Here is a 14,945-nt window from a genome sequence, read left to right on the forward strand (position 1 = left end):
CAATACAAAGCTTTTCTAATTCAGAGCAGGCTAGGCTACCCTTACTTAGGTTCGCATCATTCACCTAAGGAGTTCCGTGACTTCCCCCCTCTTCTCCGGCCCAAGCGCCACCCGCCGCACGCTGTTCAAGTCAGCCGGCAAGGCAACGGCCGCGCTGGCCGCCGCGGCACTCACACTGTCCGCCTGCTCCACCGGCCCCGCGTCCTCCACCTCGGACGCCAGCAGCTCCAGCTCCAGCTCCAGCAGCTCGCAGTTCCCGGTCACCATCAAGCACGCCTTCGGTGAAACCACCGTCAAGGAACAGCCCAAGCGCGTAGTCACCGTTTCCTGGGTCAACGACGACGTTGCCCTTGCCCTCGGCGTGGTCCCGGTGGGCGTCCCCAAGAACGAATGGGGCGGCAACGAGCAGGGCTCCACGCCGTGGAAGGACGCGGCGCTGAAGGAACTCGGCGCGGGCTTCGGTTCCGACAAGGCTCCGGTCCAGTTCTCCGAGGCTGATGGCATCAACTTCACCGAGATCGCCAAGCTCACCCCGGACGTCATCCTGGCCGCCTACTCCGGCCTTACCGAAGAGGACTACAAGAAGCTCAGCGAGATCGCCCCCGTGGTGGCGCACCCCGAGGTTGCCTACGGAACCTCATGGCAGGATTCAACCTCCATCATCGGCAAGGCCCTGGGCAAGGAGGCTGAAGCTACCAAGCTCATCGCCGACACTGAGGCCACCGTCAAGACGGAAGCTGCCAAGTACCCGCAGATCGCCGGCAAGAGCTTCGTCTACGGTTACACCGATCCCTCGGACCTCACTGCCACGGGCTTCTACACCGCCAATGACAACCGTCCGAAGTTCCTCTCAGCGATCGGGATGAAGCTGGCCCCGGTCGCCGAGAAGGCTTCAGCCGGCTCCAAGGACTTCTTCGTGCCGTGGGCCGCCGAGAAGGCCAACGAGCTTGAGGCCGATATCTTCCTGAGCTCGGTTGAGGATGCCGCGACCGCCGCGGCCGTCAAGAGCGACCCCTTGCTGGGCCAGATTCCGGCAGTCAAGAACGGCGGGTTCGTTGCCGACGCGGACAAGAGCCTGGTCCTGGCAATCTCGGCCTCCTCGCCGCTGAGCCTGCCGTGGGCGCTGGACACCTTCCTCCCGCAGCTCGCCACCGCCGCGGATGCAGTGAAGTAAGCACCGCTCCATGACGGAAAGTACGACGGCGGCACCCGCCGGACAGCGCGAACGGACAGTTGGGGCCCCGATCGGGTCGCAACGAGGGCCCCAAGTGTCCGTTCGCGCCGGTCGATTGGCTAGCGCCGGTGGATTGGCCCGCACCGGTGGGAAGGCCAGAACCAGGCAGGTTGCCTGGCTGCTGGCTACCGTCGTCGTACTTTCTTTGTTAGCCGCCGCTTCCCTGGCCATCGGCGCCCGGGGCCTTTCCGTGGCCACCGTGTGGCAGGCCCTCACCCAGTTCGATCCCGCCAACGGCGACCACGCCGTGGTCCACGCGCGCATCCCCCGCACCGTCCTGGGCATCCTCGTTGGCGGTGCCCTGGGCCTCGCCGGCGCCGCCATGCAGGGCGTTGCCCGCAACCCGCTGGCAGACCCGGGCATCATGGGCGTCAACGCCGGGGCCGCGCTGGCCGTGGTGACCGGCATCTATCTTTTCGGCGTCACTTCCCTCAGCGGCTACATCTGGTTCGCCTTCATCGGCGCCGGAGCCGCCGCCGTCGTGGTTTACCTCATCGCGTCGATGGGCAGGGACGGTGCGACGCCGGTCAAGCTCGCCCTCGCCGGCGCCGCGCTCAGCGCCGGGCTCTATTCCCTGATGAGCGTCATTCTCGTCTCCAGCCAGGACACCCTGGACCGCTTCCGTTTCTGGCAGGTGGGCGGAATCTCCGGCCGCGACTGGGCAGTGGTGCTCCCGGGCCTCCCGTTCCTGGCCGTCGGGGCACTGATTGTTCTTGGCACCGGCCGCATCCTGAACAGCCTCGCGCTGGGTGATGACATTGCCCGCGGCCTGGGCCAGCGTGTGGGCCTGAGCCGGGGAGTCACCGCCCTGGGGATTGTGCTGCTCTGCGGCTCCGCGACGGCATTGGCAGGGCCCATCGGCTTTGTTGGCCTGGTCATTCCGCACGCGGTCCGCTCACTCGCCGGCCCCGACTACCGCTGGATACTGCCGTTCTCCCTGGTCCTCGCGCCGGCACTTTTGCTCGGCGCGGACATTATCGGCCGCGTTGTGCTGCTTCCCGGCGAGGTCCCGGCCGGCATTATGACCGCACTCGTGGGTGCGCCCGTCTTCGTCTGGCTCATCCGCCGCGGCAAGGGGGCCGGCCTGTGACCACGCTCGAATCCCCCGCCGAGATGGCACTTGACGGCAATCGCACGCGCAAACATTGGCGTGAACTGCCATCTCGCGTGCTGACCCGGACCGCCGTTCTGGCCCTCGGCGTCGTGGTTATGTTCGCCATCTACGTGCTCCTGGGCAGCTACACCGTGACCATCCCGGACTTTTTCAAGATCCTCATAGGACACCTGACCGGCGGCGAAAGAATCCCGGGCGCAAGCTTCATTATTATGGAGAACAAGCTGCCCCGGGCCGTCATCGGCGTGATGATCGGCGCTGCGTTCGGCCTCTCCGGCGGCCTGTTCCAGACCATGCTCCGCAACCCGCTGGCCAGCCCCGACGTGATCGGCATCAGCTACGGAGCCAGCGCGGCCGCGGTCACCGCCATCGTGATCTTCGGCGCCACAGGTCCCGCCGTGTCCGGAGCGGCGCTAGGCGGCGCGCTGGGCATCGCAGCGCTGATCTACGCCATTTCCCGCGGACCGTCACTGGGCTCAGGCGGCGGCAACCGGGGGAACGCCGCGGGCAACCGGCTGATTCTGGCCGGTGTGGGCATCGCCGCCGCCCTCCACGCGGTGGTCAACTTCATGATGACCCGCGCGGACATCCGCACGGCAGCCGACGCACTCGTCTGGCTTAACGGCTCCCTCAACTCCGCCAACTGGGACCGGGCGGGCATGCTCTCCTTGGCGCTGCTGGTCCTGGTCCCCGCCGTCATCGCCCTTGCCGGGCCGCTGCGCATCCTGGAACTCGGCGACGACGCCGCGGCCGGGCTGGGCATCCGCGTCGGGTTCACGCGCCTCGCCGTGGTGGTCACCGCCGTCGCACTGGCCGCAGTGGCGACGGCGGCTGCCGGGCCGGTCTCGTTCGTCGCCTTCCTGGCCGGTCCCATCGCCCGGCGCTTCACCCGTAAAGCCAGCCTCCCGGCGTCGGCCCTGGTGGGTGCGCTGATTGTCCTCACCGCCGACTACGTCGCGGCCAACCTCGCCCCCTTGCTGCTGGACGGCACCGTGCTGCCCGTCGGTGTTATCACCGGCGCGCTCGGTGCCCCGTTCCTGCTGTGGCTTCTGGTCACGGCTAACCGAAAGGATGCCTGACATGGCCGTTCTCAGCGCCCAGGACCTCACCCTCAAATACGACCAGCGCTGCGTGGTGGACGGCCTCACGGCGGAAATCCCCGAGGGCAAGGTGACTATGATTGTGGGCGCCAACGCCTGCGGCAAGTCCACGCTCCTCCGTGGCCTGTCCCGCCTCCTTAAGCCCGCCTCCGGCACGGTGACCCTGGACGGCAAGGACATCCACGCCCGCCCGGCCCGTGAATTGGCGCGCACCCTGGGGCTCCTCCCGCAGCACCCCACGGCGCCGGACGGCATCGCTGTCCGCGACCTCGTGGGCCGCGGCCGGTATCCGCACCAGGGCTTCTTCCGCAGCTGGAGCACCGAGGACGACGCCGCCGTGCAGCGCGCGCTCGAAGCGACGGAAACGCTGGAACTCGCTGAGCGGAACGTCGATGAACTGTCCGGCGGCCAGCGCCAGCGCGTCTGGATCGCCATGGCGCTCGCCCAGGAAACCGACGTGCTCCTGCTGGACGAACCCACCACATATCTGGACCTGGCGCACCAGGTGGAAGTCCTGGACCTGGTCACGGATCTGAACCGCAAGCGCGGCACCACCGTGGCCATCGTCCTGCACGACCTGAACCTGGCGGCACGCTACGCGGACCATGTCATCGCCATGAAGGGCGGCGAGATCGTGGCCCTGGGTGACCCCATAACTGTTGTCACCGAAAAGCTGGTCCGCGACGTTTTCGGCCTTGAGTCCCGGGTGATTCCCGATCCCGTCTCGGGCACACCCCTGATCATCCCCATCGGCCGCCACCACACCGCCGCAACCGAACTGGAGCTCGTTTCATGAAGACCCGCGACATCGCCGCCACCGAGCCCATGACCCTGGCTTTCGAGGTGACCGTTTCCTCGGTGCAGGAGCTGAGCCCCACCTTCCGCCGGATCACCTTCGGCGGCTACTCGCTGCGGGACTTCGGCGTTAACGGCGATACCCTTGACCTGCGGATCAAACTGATGATCCCTTCCCTGGCGTCCGACGGTACAAAGCTGCCGCTGCCGGTCTTCGAAATGGCGCAGGCCGGCTGGTACCAGGAATGGCTGGCCATGGACCCCGCAGTCCGCGGCTCGATGCGCACGTACACGGTCCGCCAGTCCCGGCTCGATGCCGTTTATCCCGAAATTGACGTTGACTTTGTGATGCACTTCGACGCCGACGGGCACGGCGGTCCCGCCGCGAACTGGGCCCAGAACGCCCAGCCGGGCGACGCCATCACTATAATCGGCCCCAACAGCCGAGCCGCCCAGTGCTACACCGCCGAGGTCTACGGGGGCATCGAGTGGCGGCCCGGAATGGCCCAGCGCGTCCTGCTCGCCGGCGACGAAACCGCCATCCCCGCTATCTCCGCCATCCTCGAAAGCCTGCCGTCCTACATGACCGGCCACGCCCTCCTGGAAGTACCGGAAGCCGGCGACTTCCTCGACCTCACGACGGACGCCGACATCGATATCACCTGGCTTGCCCGCGGCGCCGCCATTGGCCGCTCACGCCCGCACGGCGAGCTGCTGCAGCAGGCAGTGCGCACTGCAGTTCCCGTTCCCGGCTGGGTGGGAATCAAAGCGTCCGACGCCGGCGCGGGCCCGGAGCCCGAAGACGTCAATGTGGACGTGGACATCCTCTGGGAGACCCCCGCGCGGATGGAAACAGCCGAAATCGAGGCCACCAAGAACCCCGCCATGCCGGCCGGCGCCATGCCTTTCTACGCCTGGATCGCCGGTGAGGCTGCCGTCATCAAGGACATGCGGCGGTACCTTGTGCGGGACGTGGGGATCGACCGGAAGCAGGTTGCTTTCATGGGGTACTGGCGTCAGGGTAAGGCCGAGGTCTAAAGCCTTCCGTCGTATGCGGCGGTTGGGTGCGCCGCAACCGCCGCCTTGCCGTCGCTTAGCGGTTGGACCCGTCCCAAACTTCGCAAGCTCAGTTCGGGGCCCTCGGGTCCGCCCTTCCTCCCGACGCTGCGCTCGGCCGCGGGCGGCCTTGCTCCGCTCTGGTCGGCGATGCGCTCCTACGCAAGACAGGGGCTGCGGCTCGTTGGGCCTGTCACGTCCAAACGCTCTCTCACTTCCTGTGGGTTTTTTCCAAACGCTCTCTCACTTGTAGACGCGGACCCAATCGACCTGCATCTGCGAGGGCTTGGTGGCGGAGCCGTCCGGGAACCAATCCAGCTGCAATGTCTGCTTCATGGCGACAGAGGGCTGGTGCGCCGGGTTCGGGTCAGTGAAGGTCTTTACTCCGTCGACGTATCCGCTGATGCCGGCCGGGGTCCACTCCACCGCGTAGTTGTGCCACTGTGTGCTATCGACGGGCGTCGCCGTTGTGGTCTGGAAATCCGCTCCACCACAGGCGTAGTGCAGGAAGAACCTCATCACGGAGGTGACTGTGCTGCCCTCGGCATAATCGATCTCGGCACAGTTCGGGGCAGCGTTGTTGTTGAGGATCAGGACCGGGTGGTATTTCGGGTCCCGTGAATTGGTTTTCATGCGCGTTTCCCAGCGACCATACCTTTGTTCCGCGAACTTTGCCGACATGCCGCCCGTGGTGCCGGCTGCGTCTCCGTTAACGGTGGCCACGCCGTTGGCAACCGACCAAGCCTGGGGACTGCGCAGGCCTTTGCCGGCATGCCCAGCACTGTTATAGACACTCCATTTTGTCCGGTCCGGTGCGCCGGTGTTGGAGAATTCGTCGCCCGTCAGGACCGGGCCCCAACCGAAGGCGGCAGCTGCCTGCGCACCGTCACCCGTCGTGGCGAGAGCCTGGCCGGCTGCGGGCCCCGGCTGGGCCGGGGCCGGGGCAGCGGCCAGCGCGGGCGCCGGGGGGACGGCTGCCGCCGGGGTTTCCGCCGCCGAAGCGGGGGTCTGGCCGCTGCTCGAAGCCGTGGGCGCCGGAGATGCTGCGGCAGTTGGGGCTGGAGTGGCAGGTGCGGACTCGCGGCCAGCCGAGGATGGGGCAGACGCCCCATTGGTCGTAGGGGCTAGGCCGCATCCTGTCAGGGACAAAGCACCCATGGTCGTTATGATGGCTATTTTCTTGAACAAGATACCTCCGGGCTAGGACTGGAAGAAAAGACTGATGCACTTGAGACGATGACGAGTGCGGAAAGCATCCTTGGGCCCCTTGGCAGGGCCGGAGCTAGCAGGCGCCGAAGGGGCGCATCGGGGGTCCAGTGATCGGGCGCCCGGGGCCCTGCATTGGGGCCAGCCGCCAACGTTACCTGATCGTGACCATCGGTCGCAATAATGTGACAAAGGCTGAGGAGCTGCCGATGATCAGAGGCGGCGGCTTGATGGAAACGCCTAGCACCCGGCACTGCAAACGCTCCCTTGCACTCTGCCCCTAGATCTCAACCCTTCTGCACATCCTGTTGCTGTCCGTTTACCTTGGTGTTTCTTTGGGCGGTTACTTTCAGTGGATGGGTTCTAATCCTTTACTCTCGGACCGTGAGGGCCGGCGGGTGTTTGCCGCTTTGGGGGACTCGTTTACAGAAGGTGTTGGGGACCGGGATGAGCGGCTGCCCAACGGGGTCCGGGGGTGGGCTGACCGGGTGGCCGAGAAGCTGGCCAAGGCTGAGCCGGGGTGGGAATATGCCAACCTGGCCATCAGGAGCAAGCGCCTGCGTCACGTCATCACCGAGCAGCTGGAACCGGCGCTGGCCATGAGGCCCACGCTGATCACGCTGTACGCCGGCGGAAACGACATCCTGGACATCGGCACGGACATGGCTGCCCTGATGGATGAGTACGAGGATCTCGTGGCGCGACTCGCCGCGACCGGGGCCACGGTTGTCCTGTTCACAGGCTTCGACGTCAAAGTCTCGGCCGTTCTGGAGCTGCTGAAGAAGCGGAACACGGTCTACAACCAGCGCGTCCGGGAGATCTCTGCGAAATACGGGACAGTCCTAGTGGATTACTGGTGCCTGGACGCCTTCCATGACCGGCGGATGTGGGACTCGGACCGCCTCCACATGTCCAAGGCGGGCCACAAGTACCTCGCCGGGCAGGTGCTGGACCAGCTCGGGGTGCCCCACAAAATCCGGCTCAAGGACTGGGACCCGCCGGCGCGGCTCAGCCTCCGGGAGTGGGAACAGCGGCAGCGGCGTTGGGTTAACGACTGGGTGCTGCCGCTTTTTGGCCGCAAAATCAGGGGCGTCACCCTCGGGGATGCACTGGCGCCGCGCTGGCCAGAACCCGTCAAGGTGCCGCGGAAGCGCGGGCTGAAGAAGCTGATGGACCGGGACGCGGTGCTCAAGAACAGCCCGAAAGCAAGCGGTTTGTAAACATCTGTTGACTTGTGTGCAACATCACAGATACTGTTGCGGCACTGACGACGACTCAACGCGTCAGTTCTAGTCCGCTCAGCGCTGCGTGGGCCGTTCGGGGCATGAACCGCCGCCGTCGGGATGCCAGCGTGAACGCGGAATCCCCAACCTGCCCCTTCGGCACACGGCGTCCTTTGCGTGCGCCGGGAGGGCCCCAGCCTTGAGAGGCACCACCGCGATGACTGACAGTTCCCTTCATTTTGACCGCAGGAAACTCCTGAAAGCAGCAGCGTTGACCCCATTCGCAGGCCTGGCACTGTCCGGCTGCGGGGCAAAGCCCGCCGATAGCGCGGCAGCCAACAAGACAGTCACGGTCACCTCCTACGGCGGCTCCTACAATGACCAGCTGACCCAGACGATTCTGGACCCCTTCTCCAAGCAGTCGGGGATCCAAACCACGCTGCTGGCCAACACCAGCCTGGCCTCCCTCAAGGCCCAGGTGCAGTCCGGGGACGTGCAGTGGGACCTCGTGGAAATCACCGCCCCGGAATACGAAACGGCCGTGGCAGAAGGCCTCCTGGAGCCGTTCGACTACAACATCATCAGCGACAAGGGCCTGCCCGGCTACGCCAAGGCGGAGTACGGCATCAAGTACCTGAGCTTCCTGTTCGTGATGGCATGGGACCAGAAGGCCATCCCCGATGCGCAGGCCCCCAAGGACTGGGCGCAGTTCTTCGACCAGGGCAAGTACGATACCAAGCGCTCGGTCTACAACCAGCTCTCGGACAGCTCCGTGCTGGAGGCGGCACTCCTGGCCGACGGCGTGCCGTTCGACCAGATCTACCCGCTCGACGTCGACCGGGCCCTGCGCGTGCTGGGCCACCACCCCGGCAAGGACCGCCTGCTTTACCACGCGGCCAACCAGGAGCCCATCCAGCAGCTCACCTCGGGCGAGGTCTCGCTGTCCACGAGCTTCAACAACCGCATTAACGCGGCCCGCAACGACGGCGCCAAACTGAACTTCAGCGCGGAGAACGCAGTGCTGGCCGGCGACTACTTCGTGGTGCCGAAGGGGGCCAAGAACAAGGAAGCCGCCTTCAAACTGATGAACTTCATGTCCAATGACGCCGAGGCCGGCGCCGCCTTCGATACGGTCACCAACCTGACCCTGGCCAACACTCCGGCGCTGTCCAAACTGCCTAAGGAAGTCGCAGACACCCTGCCCACCAGTCCGCGCCTGGCCGACAAGATCCTGGTCCGTGACGACAAGTGGTGGTCGGAGAACCTGAAGAAGACCGAGCAGCAGTTCAAGCTGTGGCAGGCCAGCTGACATGAGCAACGCAACCTTGCAACGCGCGCGTCCGGAGGGACGCGCCCCGGCACCGGAGCAGGAGAAACCCCGACGGCGGCGCACCACCTGGTGGCTGCTGCTGGCCCCGATCCTGGCCTTCGACGTCGTACTGTTCCTCAGCCCGCTGGGCAAACTGGTGGGCTCGAGCTTCACTGGCAACGCCTACCAGCGCGTCCTCGAAGACCCGCTGGTGGTCCGTTCCCTGATCAACACCCTGAGCATCAGCCTGGCATCCACCGTCGTCACCGTGGTCCTGGGCTACGTCATTGCCCTGGTGCTGTGGCGCTCCGGCACGGTGACCCGCGTGATCCTGTTCGCCGTGGTGCTGCTGCCCTTCTGGACCGGCATCCTGGTGAAGAACTTCGCGTGGGCCGTGCTACTTCAGGACAACGGCATCGTGAACTCCTTCCTCCAGACGGTGGGCCTCACCGATGCTCCCATTGAGCTGCTGCATAACCGGCTGGCCGTGATCATCGGCATGGTTCACTGCCTGCTCCCGTATGCGGTGTTCCCGATTTTCTCCTCGCTGACCTCCATCGATGACCGGCTTGCCCTGGCGGCGCGTTCGCTCGGGGCCAAGGAAGCCTCAATCTTCCGCCGGATCATCCTGCCGCTCAGCACGCCGGGCATCTCCGCGGCAGGCTTGCTCGTGTTCATCATCAGTACCGGCTTCTTCATCACCCCGGTGGTCATGGGCGGACCCGGCGACATGATGATCGCCAACCAGATCGACTACTACGCGCGCCAGCTCACCGACTTCTCCGGGGCCGCGGCCCTGGCCGTGATCCTGACAGTGCTGGTCAGCATCCTCGTTGCCATCTACCAGCGAGTGCTCAAGGCGGGAGGCCAACATGCAGACAACTAATCCCCGGCAGCGACTGCTGACGCTGCTTTCCATTCCGGTGTTCCTGTTCCTGGTGGTCCCGACGGCGATCGTGGTGCCTGTTGCCCTTAACGACAGCCGCTACATCACTTTCCCGCCCGAAAGGATCTCGTTCGCCGCCGTCGCCGGCTTCTTCGCTGACAAGGCTTGGACCTCGGCACTGACGGCCAGCCTCCAATCTGCAGCGATCGCCGTCGTGATCGGTGTGATTCTCGGCGCGACCGCGGCGATCGGCCTGCACGGACGCAAGTTCCCGGGCCAGCAGGCTGTCGTCGGGCTGATCCTGGCGCCGATGATCGTCCCCACCGTGGTGCTGGCGCTGGCGTTCTACCAGTTCTTCATCTCCCTCGGCGTGCTGGGCAGCATCCTCCCCATCGGCCTGGCGCATGCCGTCATCGCCACCCCGTACGTGTACCTGACCACGCGTGCCAGCCTTGCCGGACTGAACCCGGCGCTGGTCAATTCGGCGCAGAGCCTGGGCGCCGGATGGCTGTCCGTGTTCCGGCACGTCTACCTGCCGGTCATCCTGCCCGGGCTGGTTTCCGGGGCGCTGTTCGCCTTCTCGGTCTCCATCGACGAGACCGTCATGTCCCTGTTCATGCAGTCGCCCAGCGCCACCACCTTGCCCGTGAAGATGTTCACCGACATCCAGTTCAACCTGACCCCCAAGATCGCGGTGTCCTCGGCTCTGTTGGTCACCGTGGCCACCTTGGGGCTGTTGTTCCAGGTCATGTTCGTTCTCAAACGGCGTTCCACCGCCAGGATGCTGCCGCTGGCCGTGTCCGCACCAAACTAAGGAAGGCCCATGTCTACTTCAGTGATTTCCGCAGCAGCAAGCACCAGGACGACGGCGTCCGCACAAGGTTCCATTGAACTCCGGCAGGTCCGCAAGACGTACGGCGACGTGGTTGCCGTCGACGAACTGGACCTGGTGGTGGAACCCGGCGAATTCGTCACCCTGCTGGGACCAAGCGGATCCGGCAAGACCACCACCATGATGATGGTGGCCGGCTTCGAGGAGCACACGTCCGGGAGCGTCCTGATCGACGGCAAGCCCGTGGATTCGCTCCCGCCCCGGGACCGGAACCTGGGCGTCGTGTTCCAGAACTACGCCCTCTTCCCGCACATGAGCGCCCGCGAAAACGTGGAGTTCGCGCTCCGGATGCGCAAGGTGCCTAAGGCTGAACGGCGTCAACGCGCCGATAGCGCGCTGGAACGCGTGGGCCTGGGCACGATGGGCGACCGCAAGCCCCGCCAGCTCTCCGGCGGGCAGCAGCAGCGCGTGGCCCTGGCCCGCGCGCTGGTGTTCAACCCGGCCGCGCTGCTCCTGGACGAGCCCATGGCCGCCCTCGACAAGCGGCTCCGCGAACACATGCAGGAAGAGATCAAGACGCTGCAGAAGAGCCTGGGCATCTCCGTCCTTTTCGTCACGCACGACCAGGACGAGGCGATGGCCATGTCCGACCGGATCGTGGTCATGAAGGACGGCAGGATCGTCCAGTCGGGCCCGCCCGAAGAGGTCTACAACCACCCGCTCACGGATTGGGTGGCCAGCTTCCTTGGCGACACCAACCTCATCCCGTGCACCGTCCTGGAACGCAAGGACGGCGAGGCGCTGGTTGACCTCGGCGGCCTGGGCCTGGGCCGTGTGCGCGACCGCGGCGTCGCCGGCGAGAACTACGCCGTGTCCATCCGTCCCGAACACCTCAAGTTCAGCTCCGAGGCAAGCGCGGACAACTGCGGCAAGGCGGCGCTGGTCTCCTCGACCAACCTGGGCGCCACGGTGCGCCACCGCCTCACGGCCGGCGGCCACGAGCTCCAGGTGCGCGAACTCAGTTCAGATGCGACGAATCGGCCCGCGCCAGGCGCGGAGCTGTTCGTGACCTGGGAGCCGGACAAGGCCCAGCTGCTGGTTCTGGAGCAGTAGGTGCTTCCGGGGAACTGCCGGGGATGCCGGGCATTTCCCCGGCAGCCTGCTGGCGCGGGGGCCAGGGGCCTAGGTGTCCAGCAGGTTTTCGTAACCCTCTGCCACGGTCGTGGCGGTGAATTCGATAACTTCGAACTCGGCCACTCCGTTGCTGTAGAAAGGATCCTTGGCCAACGCGGCATCCAGCGTGGTTCGGTCCGCCTTGGACAACAGCACACCGCCCACCACCGGAACCAGGCGTCCGGACGCAAGGAACACGCCGTCGTCGAACGCCTGCTTAACCCACGCCATATGCGCAGGGCGGTGATAGTCCACGATGTCTTCGGGCACCTTGTAGGTCAGCGATACAACAAACATAAAGTCAGCCTACCCGGATGGGTCCACGGGAACTGGTGCGTCACTTGAACGCTCAACCACGCTCTGCTTCTAGAATGGACGCATGACCGAACCGCGCTGGCTCAACGCCGACGAACGCCGTGCCTGGCTGGCACTCCTGAGCATCAACACGCTGCTGCCGGCTGCCCTGGACAACCAGCTCCACACCGCCGGCAAGGTGTCACTGTTCGATTACAACGTCATGGCCATGCTGTCCGAAGCCGAGGGCCGCTTCCTGCCGATGAGCCAGCTGGCCGCCCGTACGAGTTCGTCGCTTTCCCGGCTCTCGCATGTGGTTGCCAAACTGGAGAAGCGCGGATGGCTGGAGCGGCGTCCGCACCCCCGCGATGCCCGGGTCACCACCGCACACCTGTCCGACGTCGGGATGGCCACTTTGGAGGCACTCGCACCGGGGCACGTGGAGGCGGTGCGCACTAAGTTCCTGGACGCCCTGACGGAACGCGACGTCAACGACCTCGCCCGCATCGGCGAAAAGATCGTGGCCCGGCTGGACGATGACCACTGGATCCTCCGCGAGACCGAAAGCCGGCCATAAGCCGTCGCCCTGATGGACACCGTCCGGACAGGCCCCGCCTTGGTTGCTCCCGGCAACAGATGAAAGACTGACGCCATGGACTTTTCGACCCGGTATGTAGCGCTCGGCGATTCCTTCACGGAAGGGGTCGGGGATGACGATCCCAGCCGCCCCAACGGCGTGCGGGGCTGGGCGGATCGCGTGGCGGAGCAGCTGGGCGCGGCGGATCCCGGCTTCGGCTACGCCAACCTGGCCATCCGCGGCAGGAAGCTCCGCCAGATCATGGCAGAACAGGTGGACGCCGCCGTCGAACTTAACCCCACCCTGGTGACCATTTACGCAGGTGCCAACGACATTCTGCGGCCCAAGATCGACATCGACGATCTGCTGGCGGAGTACGACGCCGGCATCCGCAAGCTGGCGGCCACGGGCGCCACAGTGGTGATGTTCACCGGCTTCGACGCGCGCGGTTCGAAGGTCTTCAGCACTATGCGCGGCCGCACCGCCATCTACAACGAACTGGTCCGCGGCATTGCCGGGGACCATGGAGCGTTGCTGGTGGATTACTGGCGCTTTAACGAGTACTACGACTGGGGCATGTGGGCCCAGGACCGGATGCACATGTCTGCCGCCGGGCACGCCAACATGGCCAAACGCGTCCTTACCGTCCTGGAGCACGACCACTCGATCGAGGTCCCACCCATGACCCCGGTGCCCGAGCTGAACCGGGCCGAAGCTCTCCGCGCCAACGCCCGCTGGGTCCGCGAATTCGCCGGCCCCTGGGTGGTCCGCCGTGTTACCGGCAAGTCCTCGGGCGACGGACTGGCGCCCAAGTACGCCCAGCTCACGCGCCTCTGAAGCAGGCCCCCTTATACACCGTCCGAGCACGGATTGGTCTTTAATTGCGTGAACTCGTAGACTTGGTGAGCGCTAAGTGCGCGGAGCGTGCGCAATTGCTCCGGTGGCCCGGTAATTTTCTCCAGGGTAGCCGGTAGTTAGGGGCTCAAGTTGCGTGACTAACCGTTCACCCTGATCACTTTGGGTCGCACTTAGCCGCATGATCCTGCAGCAGATATGCGGATCATTACATTCAATTCTTGAGGAGAAGTCATGGCAGCACACTGCCAAGTGACCGGAGCCGAGCCGGGCTTTGGGCACAGCATTTCGCACTCGCACCGTCGCAACAAGCGTCGGTTCGATCCGAACATCCAGAAGAAGCGCTACTGGGTTCCGTCCCTGCGCCGTAACGTCACTCTGCAGCTTTCTGCAAAGGGCATCAAGACCATCGACGTGCGCGGCATCGACGTAGTCGTCGCCGCCATCCTTGCTCGGGGAGTGAAGCTCTAATGGCTAAGGACAAGGACGTGCGTCCGATCATCAAGCTCAAGTCGACTGCGGGCACGGGTTACACCTACGTGACGCGGAAGAACCGTCGTAACGACCCGGACCGTATGGTTCTGAAGAAGTACGATCCCAAGATCCGTCAGCACGTCGAATTCCGAGAGGAGCGCTAAACACATGGCTAAGAAGTCAATGATCGCAAAGAACGAACAGCGTAAAGTCATCGTTGAGCGTTACGCTGCAAAGCGCCTCGAACTGAAGAAGGCTCTGGTTGACCCCAACTCGACCGACGAAGTTCGCGAAGCAGCACGCCTCGGCCTGCAGAAGCTTCCCCGCAACGCGTCGCCCGTCCGTCTGCGTAACCGCGACATCATCGACGGCCGTCCCCGCGGTACCTTCCAGAAGTTCGGTATCTCCCGTGTTCGCTTCCGCGACATGGCTCACCGCGGTGAGCTCCCGGGCATCACCAAGTCTTCCTGGTAATCCAGCACCGCTGATTCCAGCTGCTTGAGAAGGGCCGGCAACCGTTTGGTTGCCGGCCCTTCTGCGTTTAAGGCCTGCGGTGATCGAGCCCATCGGTGATCGAGCTTCCCGGTGAAGGGCTTGTCGAGATCCGTGAGAGGCGTCGGCCGTTGTGCCGCAGCACACAGAACTCACTTACGACGGCGGCGCCCGAATTTGGGTGCCGATACCGGCTTTGGGCCCGGAATGGCGGGGTTTCGACCTGTTGTGGGGGTGGATTTGCGGTGGGGGTTGGGTGGGTGTATTGTTTTCTAAGTCGCCGCGAGGGGAACAGCGAAGAGCTGGTTACCGCGGGCGGCCAAAC

At 65.1% G+C, this 14,945-nt stretch carries 17 protein-coding genes; 15 read left to right on the top strand and 2 right to left on the bottom strand.

Features of this window, described 5'->3' with window-relative positions:
• Nucleotides 1–76: 76 nt before the first annotated feature.
• From NG697_RS18875 to NG697_RS18895, 5 genes are read left to right on the top strand one after another with little or no spacing between them, the layout of a single operon-like run.
• Complete coding sequence (locus tag NG697_RS18875; RefSeq protein ID WP_252614936.1) at nucleotides 77–1,174, top strand: iron-siderophore ABC transporter substrate-binding protein; 1,098 nt, start codon at nucleotides 77–79, stop codon at nucleotides 1,172–1,174.
• A gap of 10 nt (nucleotides 1,175–1,184) precedes the next feature.
• Nucleotides 1,185–2,324 carry a FecCD family ABC transporter permease gene (locus tag NG697_RS18880; protein WP_252614937.1) on the top strand — a complete coding sequence of 380 codons (1,140 nt, stop codon included), beginning with the start codon at nucleotides 1,185–1,187 and terminating at the stop codon, nucleotides 2,322–2,324.
• 23 nt (nucleotides 2,325–2,347) lie between these two features.
• Nucleotides 2,348–3,427: a FecCD family ABC transporter permease gene (locus tag NG697_RS18885; RefSeq protein WP_256473088.1), complete on the top strand. Its 1,080-nt coding sequence runs from the start codon at nucleotides 2,348–2,350 to the stop codon at nucleotides 3,425–3,427.
• Nucleotide 3,428: 1 nt separating this feature from the next.
• Nucleotides 3,429–4,244, top strand: coding sequence for an ABC transporter ATP-binding protein (locus tag NG697_RS18890; protein ID WP_104063674.1), 816 nt, complete (start codon nucleotides 3,429–3,431; stop codon nucleotides 4,242–4,244).
• Nucleotides 4,241–5,281 carry a siderophore-interacting protein gene (locus NG697_RS18895; protein WP_252614939.1) on the top strand — a complete coding sequence of 347 codons (1,041 nt, stop codon included), beginning with the start codon at nucleotides 4,241–4,243 and terminating at the stop codon, nucleotides 5,279–5,281. Before NG697_RS18890 ends, NG697_RS18895 begins: the two co-directional genes overlap by 4 nt.
• Before the next feature lie 261 nt (nucleotides 5,282–5,542).
• Here NG697_RS18895 and NG697_RS21215 read toward each other — a convergent pair whose 3' ends face one another.
• Nucleotides 5,543–6,457 (bottom strand): glycoside hydrolase family 16 protein, encoded by a 915-nt coding sequence (locus NG697_RS21215; protein ID WP_308293048.1) that lies wholly within the window; start codon nucleotides 6,455–6,457, stop codon nucleotides 5,543–5,545.
• Between the two features lie 404 nt (nucleotides 6,458–6,861).
• On the opposite strand from NG697_RS21215, the gene NG697_RS18905 reads away from it, so the two are divergent.
• The 5 genes from NG697_RS18905 to NG697_RS18925 all read left to right on the top strand — a co-directional run bounded on the left by NG697_RS18905 (nucleotide 6,862) and on the right by NG697_RS18925 (nucleotide 11,868).
• Entirely contained in the window at nucleotides 6,862–7,725 is an 864-nt protein-coding gene (locus NG697_RS18905; RefSeq protein WP_252614940.1) for an SGNH/GDSL hydrolase family protein, read from the top strand.
• Nucleotides 7,726–7,945: 220 nt separating this feature from the next.
• Nucleotides 7,946–9,037, top strand: a complete 1,092-nt coding sequence (locus NG697_RS18910) for an extracellular solute-binding protein (RefSeq protein WP_252614941.1) — start codon at nucleotides 7,946–7,948, stop codon at nucleotides 9,035–9,037.
• A 1-nt stretch (nucleotide 9,038) separates the two neighbouring features.
• Nucleotides 9,039–9,923, top strand: coding sequence for an ABC transporter permease (locus NG697_RS18915; protein ID WP_252599573.1), 885 nt, complete (start codon nucleotides 9,039–9,041; stop codon nucleotides 9,921–9,923).
• Complete coding sequence (locus tag NG697_RS18920) at nucleotides 9,910–10,737, top strand: ABC transporter permease (RefSeq protein ID WP_252614942.1); 828 nt, start codon at nucleotides 9,910–9,912, stop codon at nucleotides 10,735–10,737. Before NG697_RS18915 ends, NG697_RS18920 begins: the two co-directional genes overlap by 14 nt.
• 9 nt (nucleotides 10,738–10,746) lie before the next feature.
• Nucleotides 10,747–11,868 carry an ABC transporter ATP-binding protein gene (locus NG697_RS18925; RefSeq protein ID WP_252614943.1) on the top strand — a complete coding sequence of 374 codons (1,122 nt, stop codon included), beginning with the start codon at nucleotides 10,747–10,749 and terminating at the stop codon, nucleotides 11,866–11,868.
• Between the two features lie 69 nt (nucleotides 11,869–11,937).
• Here the strand turns inward: NG697_RS18925 and NG697_RS18930 are convergent, their stop codons facing one another.
• A complete protein-coding gene (locus NG697_RS18930) occupies nucleotides 11,938–12,225 on the bottom strand; it encodes a YciI family protein (protein WP_252614944.1) in 288 nt (95 codons plus the stop codon).
• 82 nt (nucleotides 12,226–12,307) lie between these two features.
• Here NG697_RS18930 and NG697_RS18935 point away from each other — a divergent pair, with 82 nt between their 5' ends.
• From NG697_RS18935 to rpsN, 5 genes are all read left to right on the top strand, one after another.
• Entirely contained in the window at nucleotides 12,308–12,799 is a 492-nt protein-coding gene (locus NG697_RS18935) for a MarR family winged helix-turn-helix transcriptional regulator (protein ID WP_056342119.1), read from the top strand.
• Nucleotides 12,800–12,874: 75 nt separating this feature from the next.
• Nucleotides 12,875–13,636, top strand: a complete 762-nt coding sequence (locus NG697_RS18940; RefSeq protein ID WP_252599570.1) for an SGNH/GDSL hydrolase family protein — start codon at nucleotides 12,875–12,877, stop codon at nucleotides 13,634–13,636.
• A 252-nt stretch (nucleotides 13,637–13,888) separates the two neighbouring features.
• The gene (gene rpmB, locus NG697_RS18945) at nucleotides 13,889–14,125 is read left to right on the top strand and encodes a 50S ribosomal protein L28 (RefSeq protein ID WP_056342125.1); all 237 of its coding nucleotides are present in this window, start codon (nucleotides 13,889–13,891) and stop codon (nucleotides 14,123–14,125) included.
• Entirely contained in the window at nucleotides 14,125–14,292 is a 168-nt protein-coding gene (gene rpmG, locus NG697_RS18950; protein ID WP_013602737.1) for a 50S ribosomal protein L33, read from the top strand. Before rpmB ends, rpmG begins: the two co-directional genes overlap by 1 nt.
• Nucleotides 14,293–14,296: 4 nt before the next feature.
• A complete protein-coding gene (gene rpsN, locus NG697_RS18955; RefSeq protein WP_026266887.1) occupies nucleotides 14,297–14,602 on the top strand; it encodes a 30S ribosomal protein S14 in 306 nt (101 codons plus the stop codon).
• Nucleotides 14,603–14,945: the final 343 nt, after the last annotated feature.

Origin of the sequence: Pseudarthrobacter raffinosi (assembly GCF_023913835.1) — a bacterium.
GTDB lineage: Bacteria > Actinomycetota > Actinomycetes > Actinomycetales > Micrococcaceae > Arthrobacter > Arthrobacter raffinosi.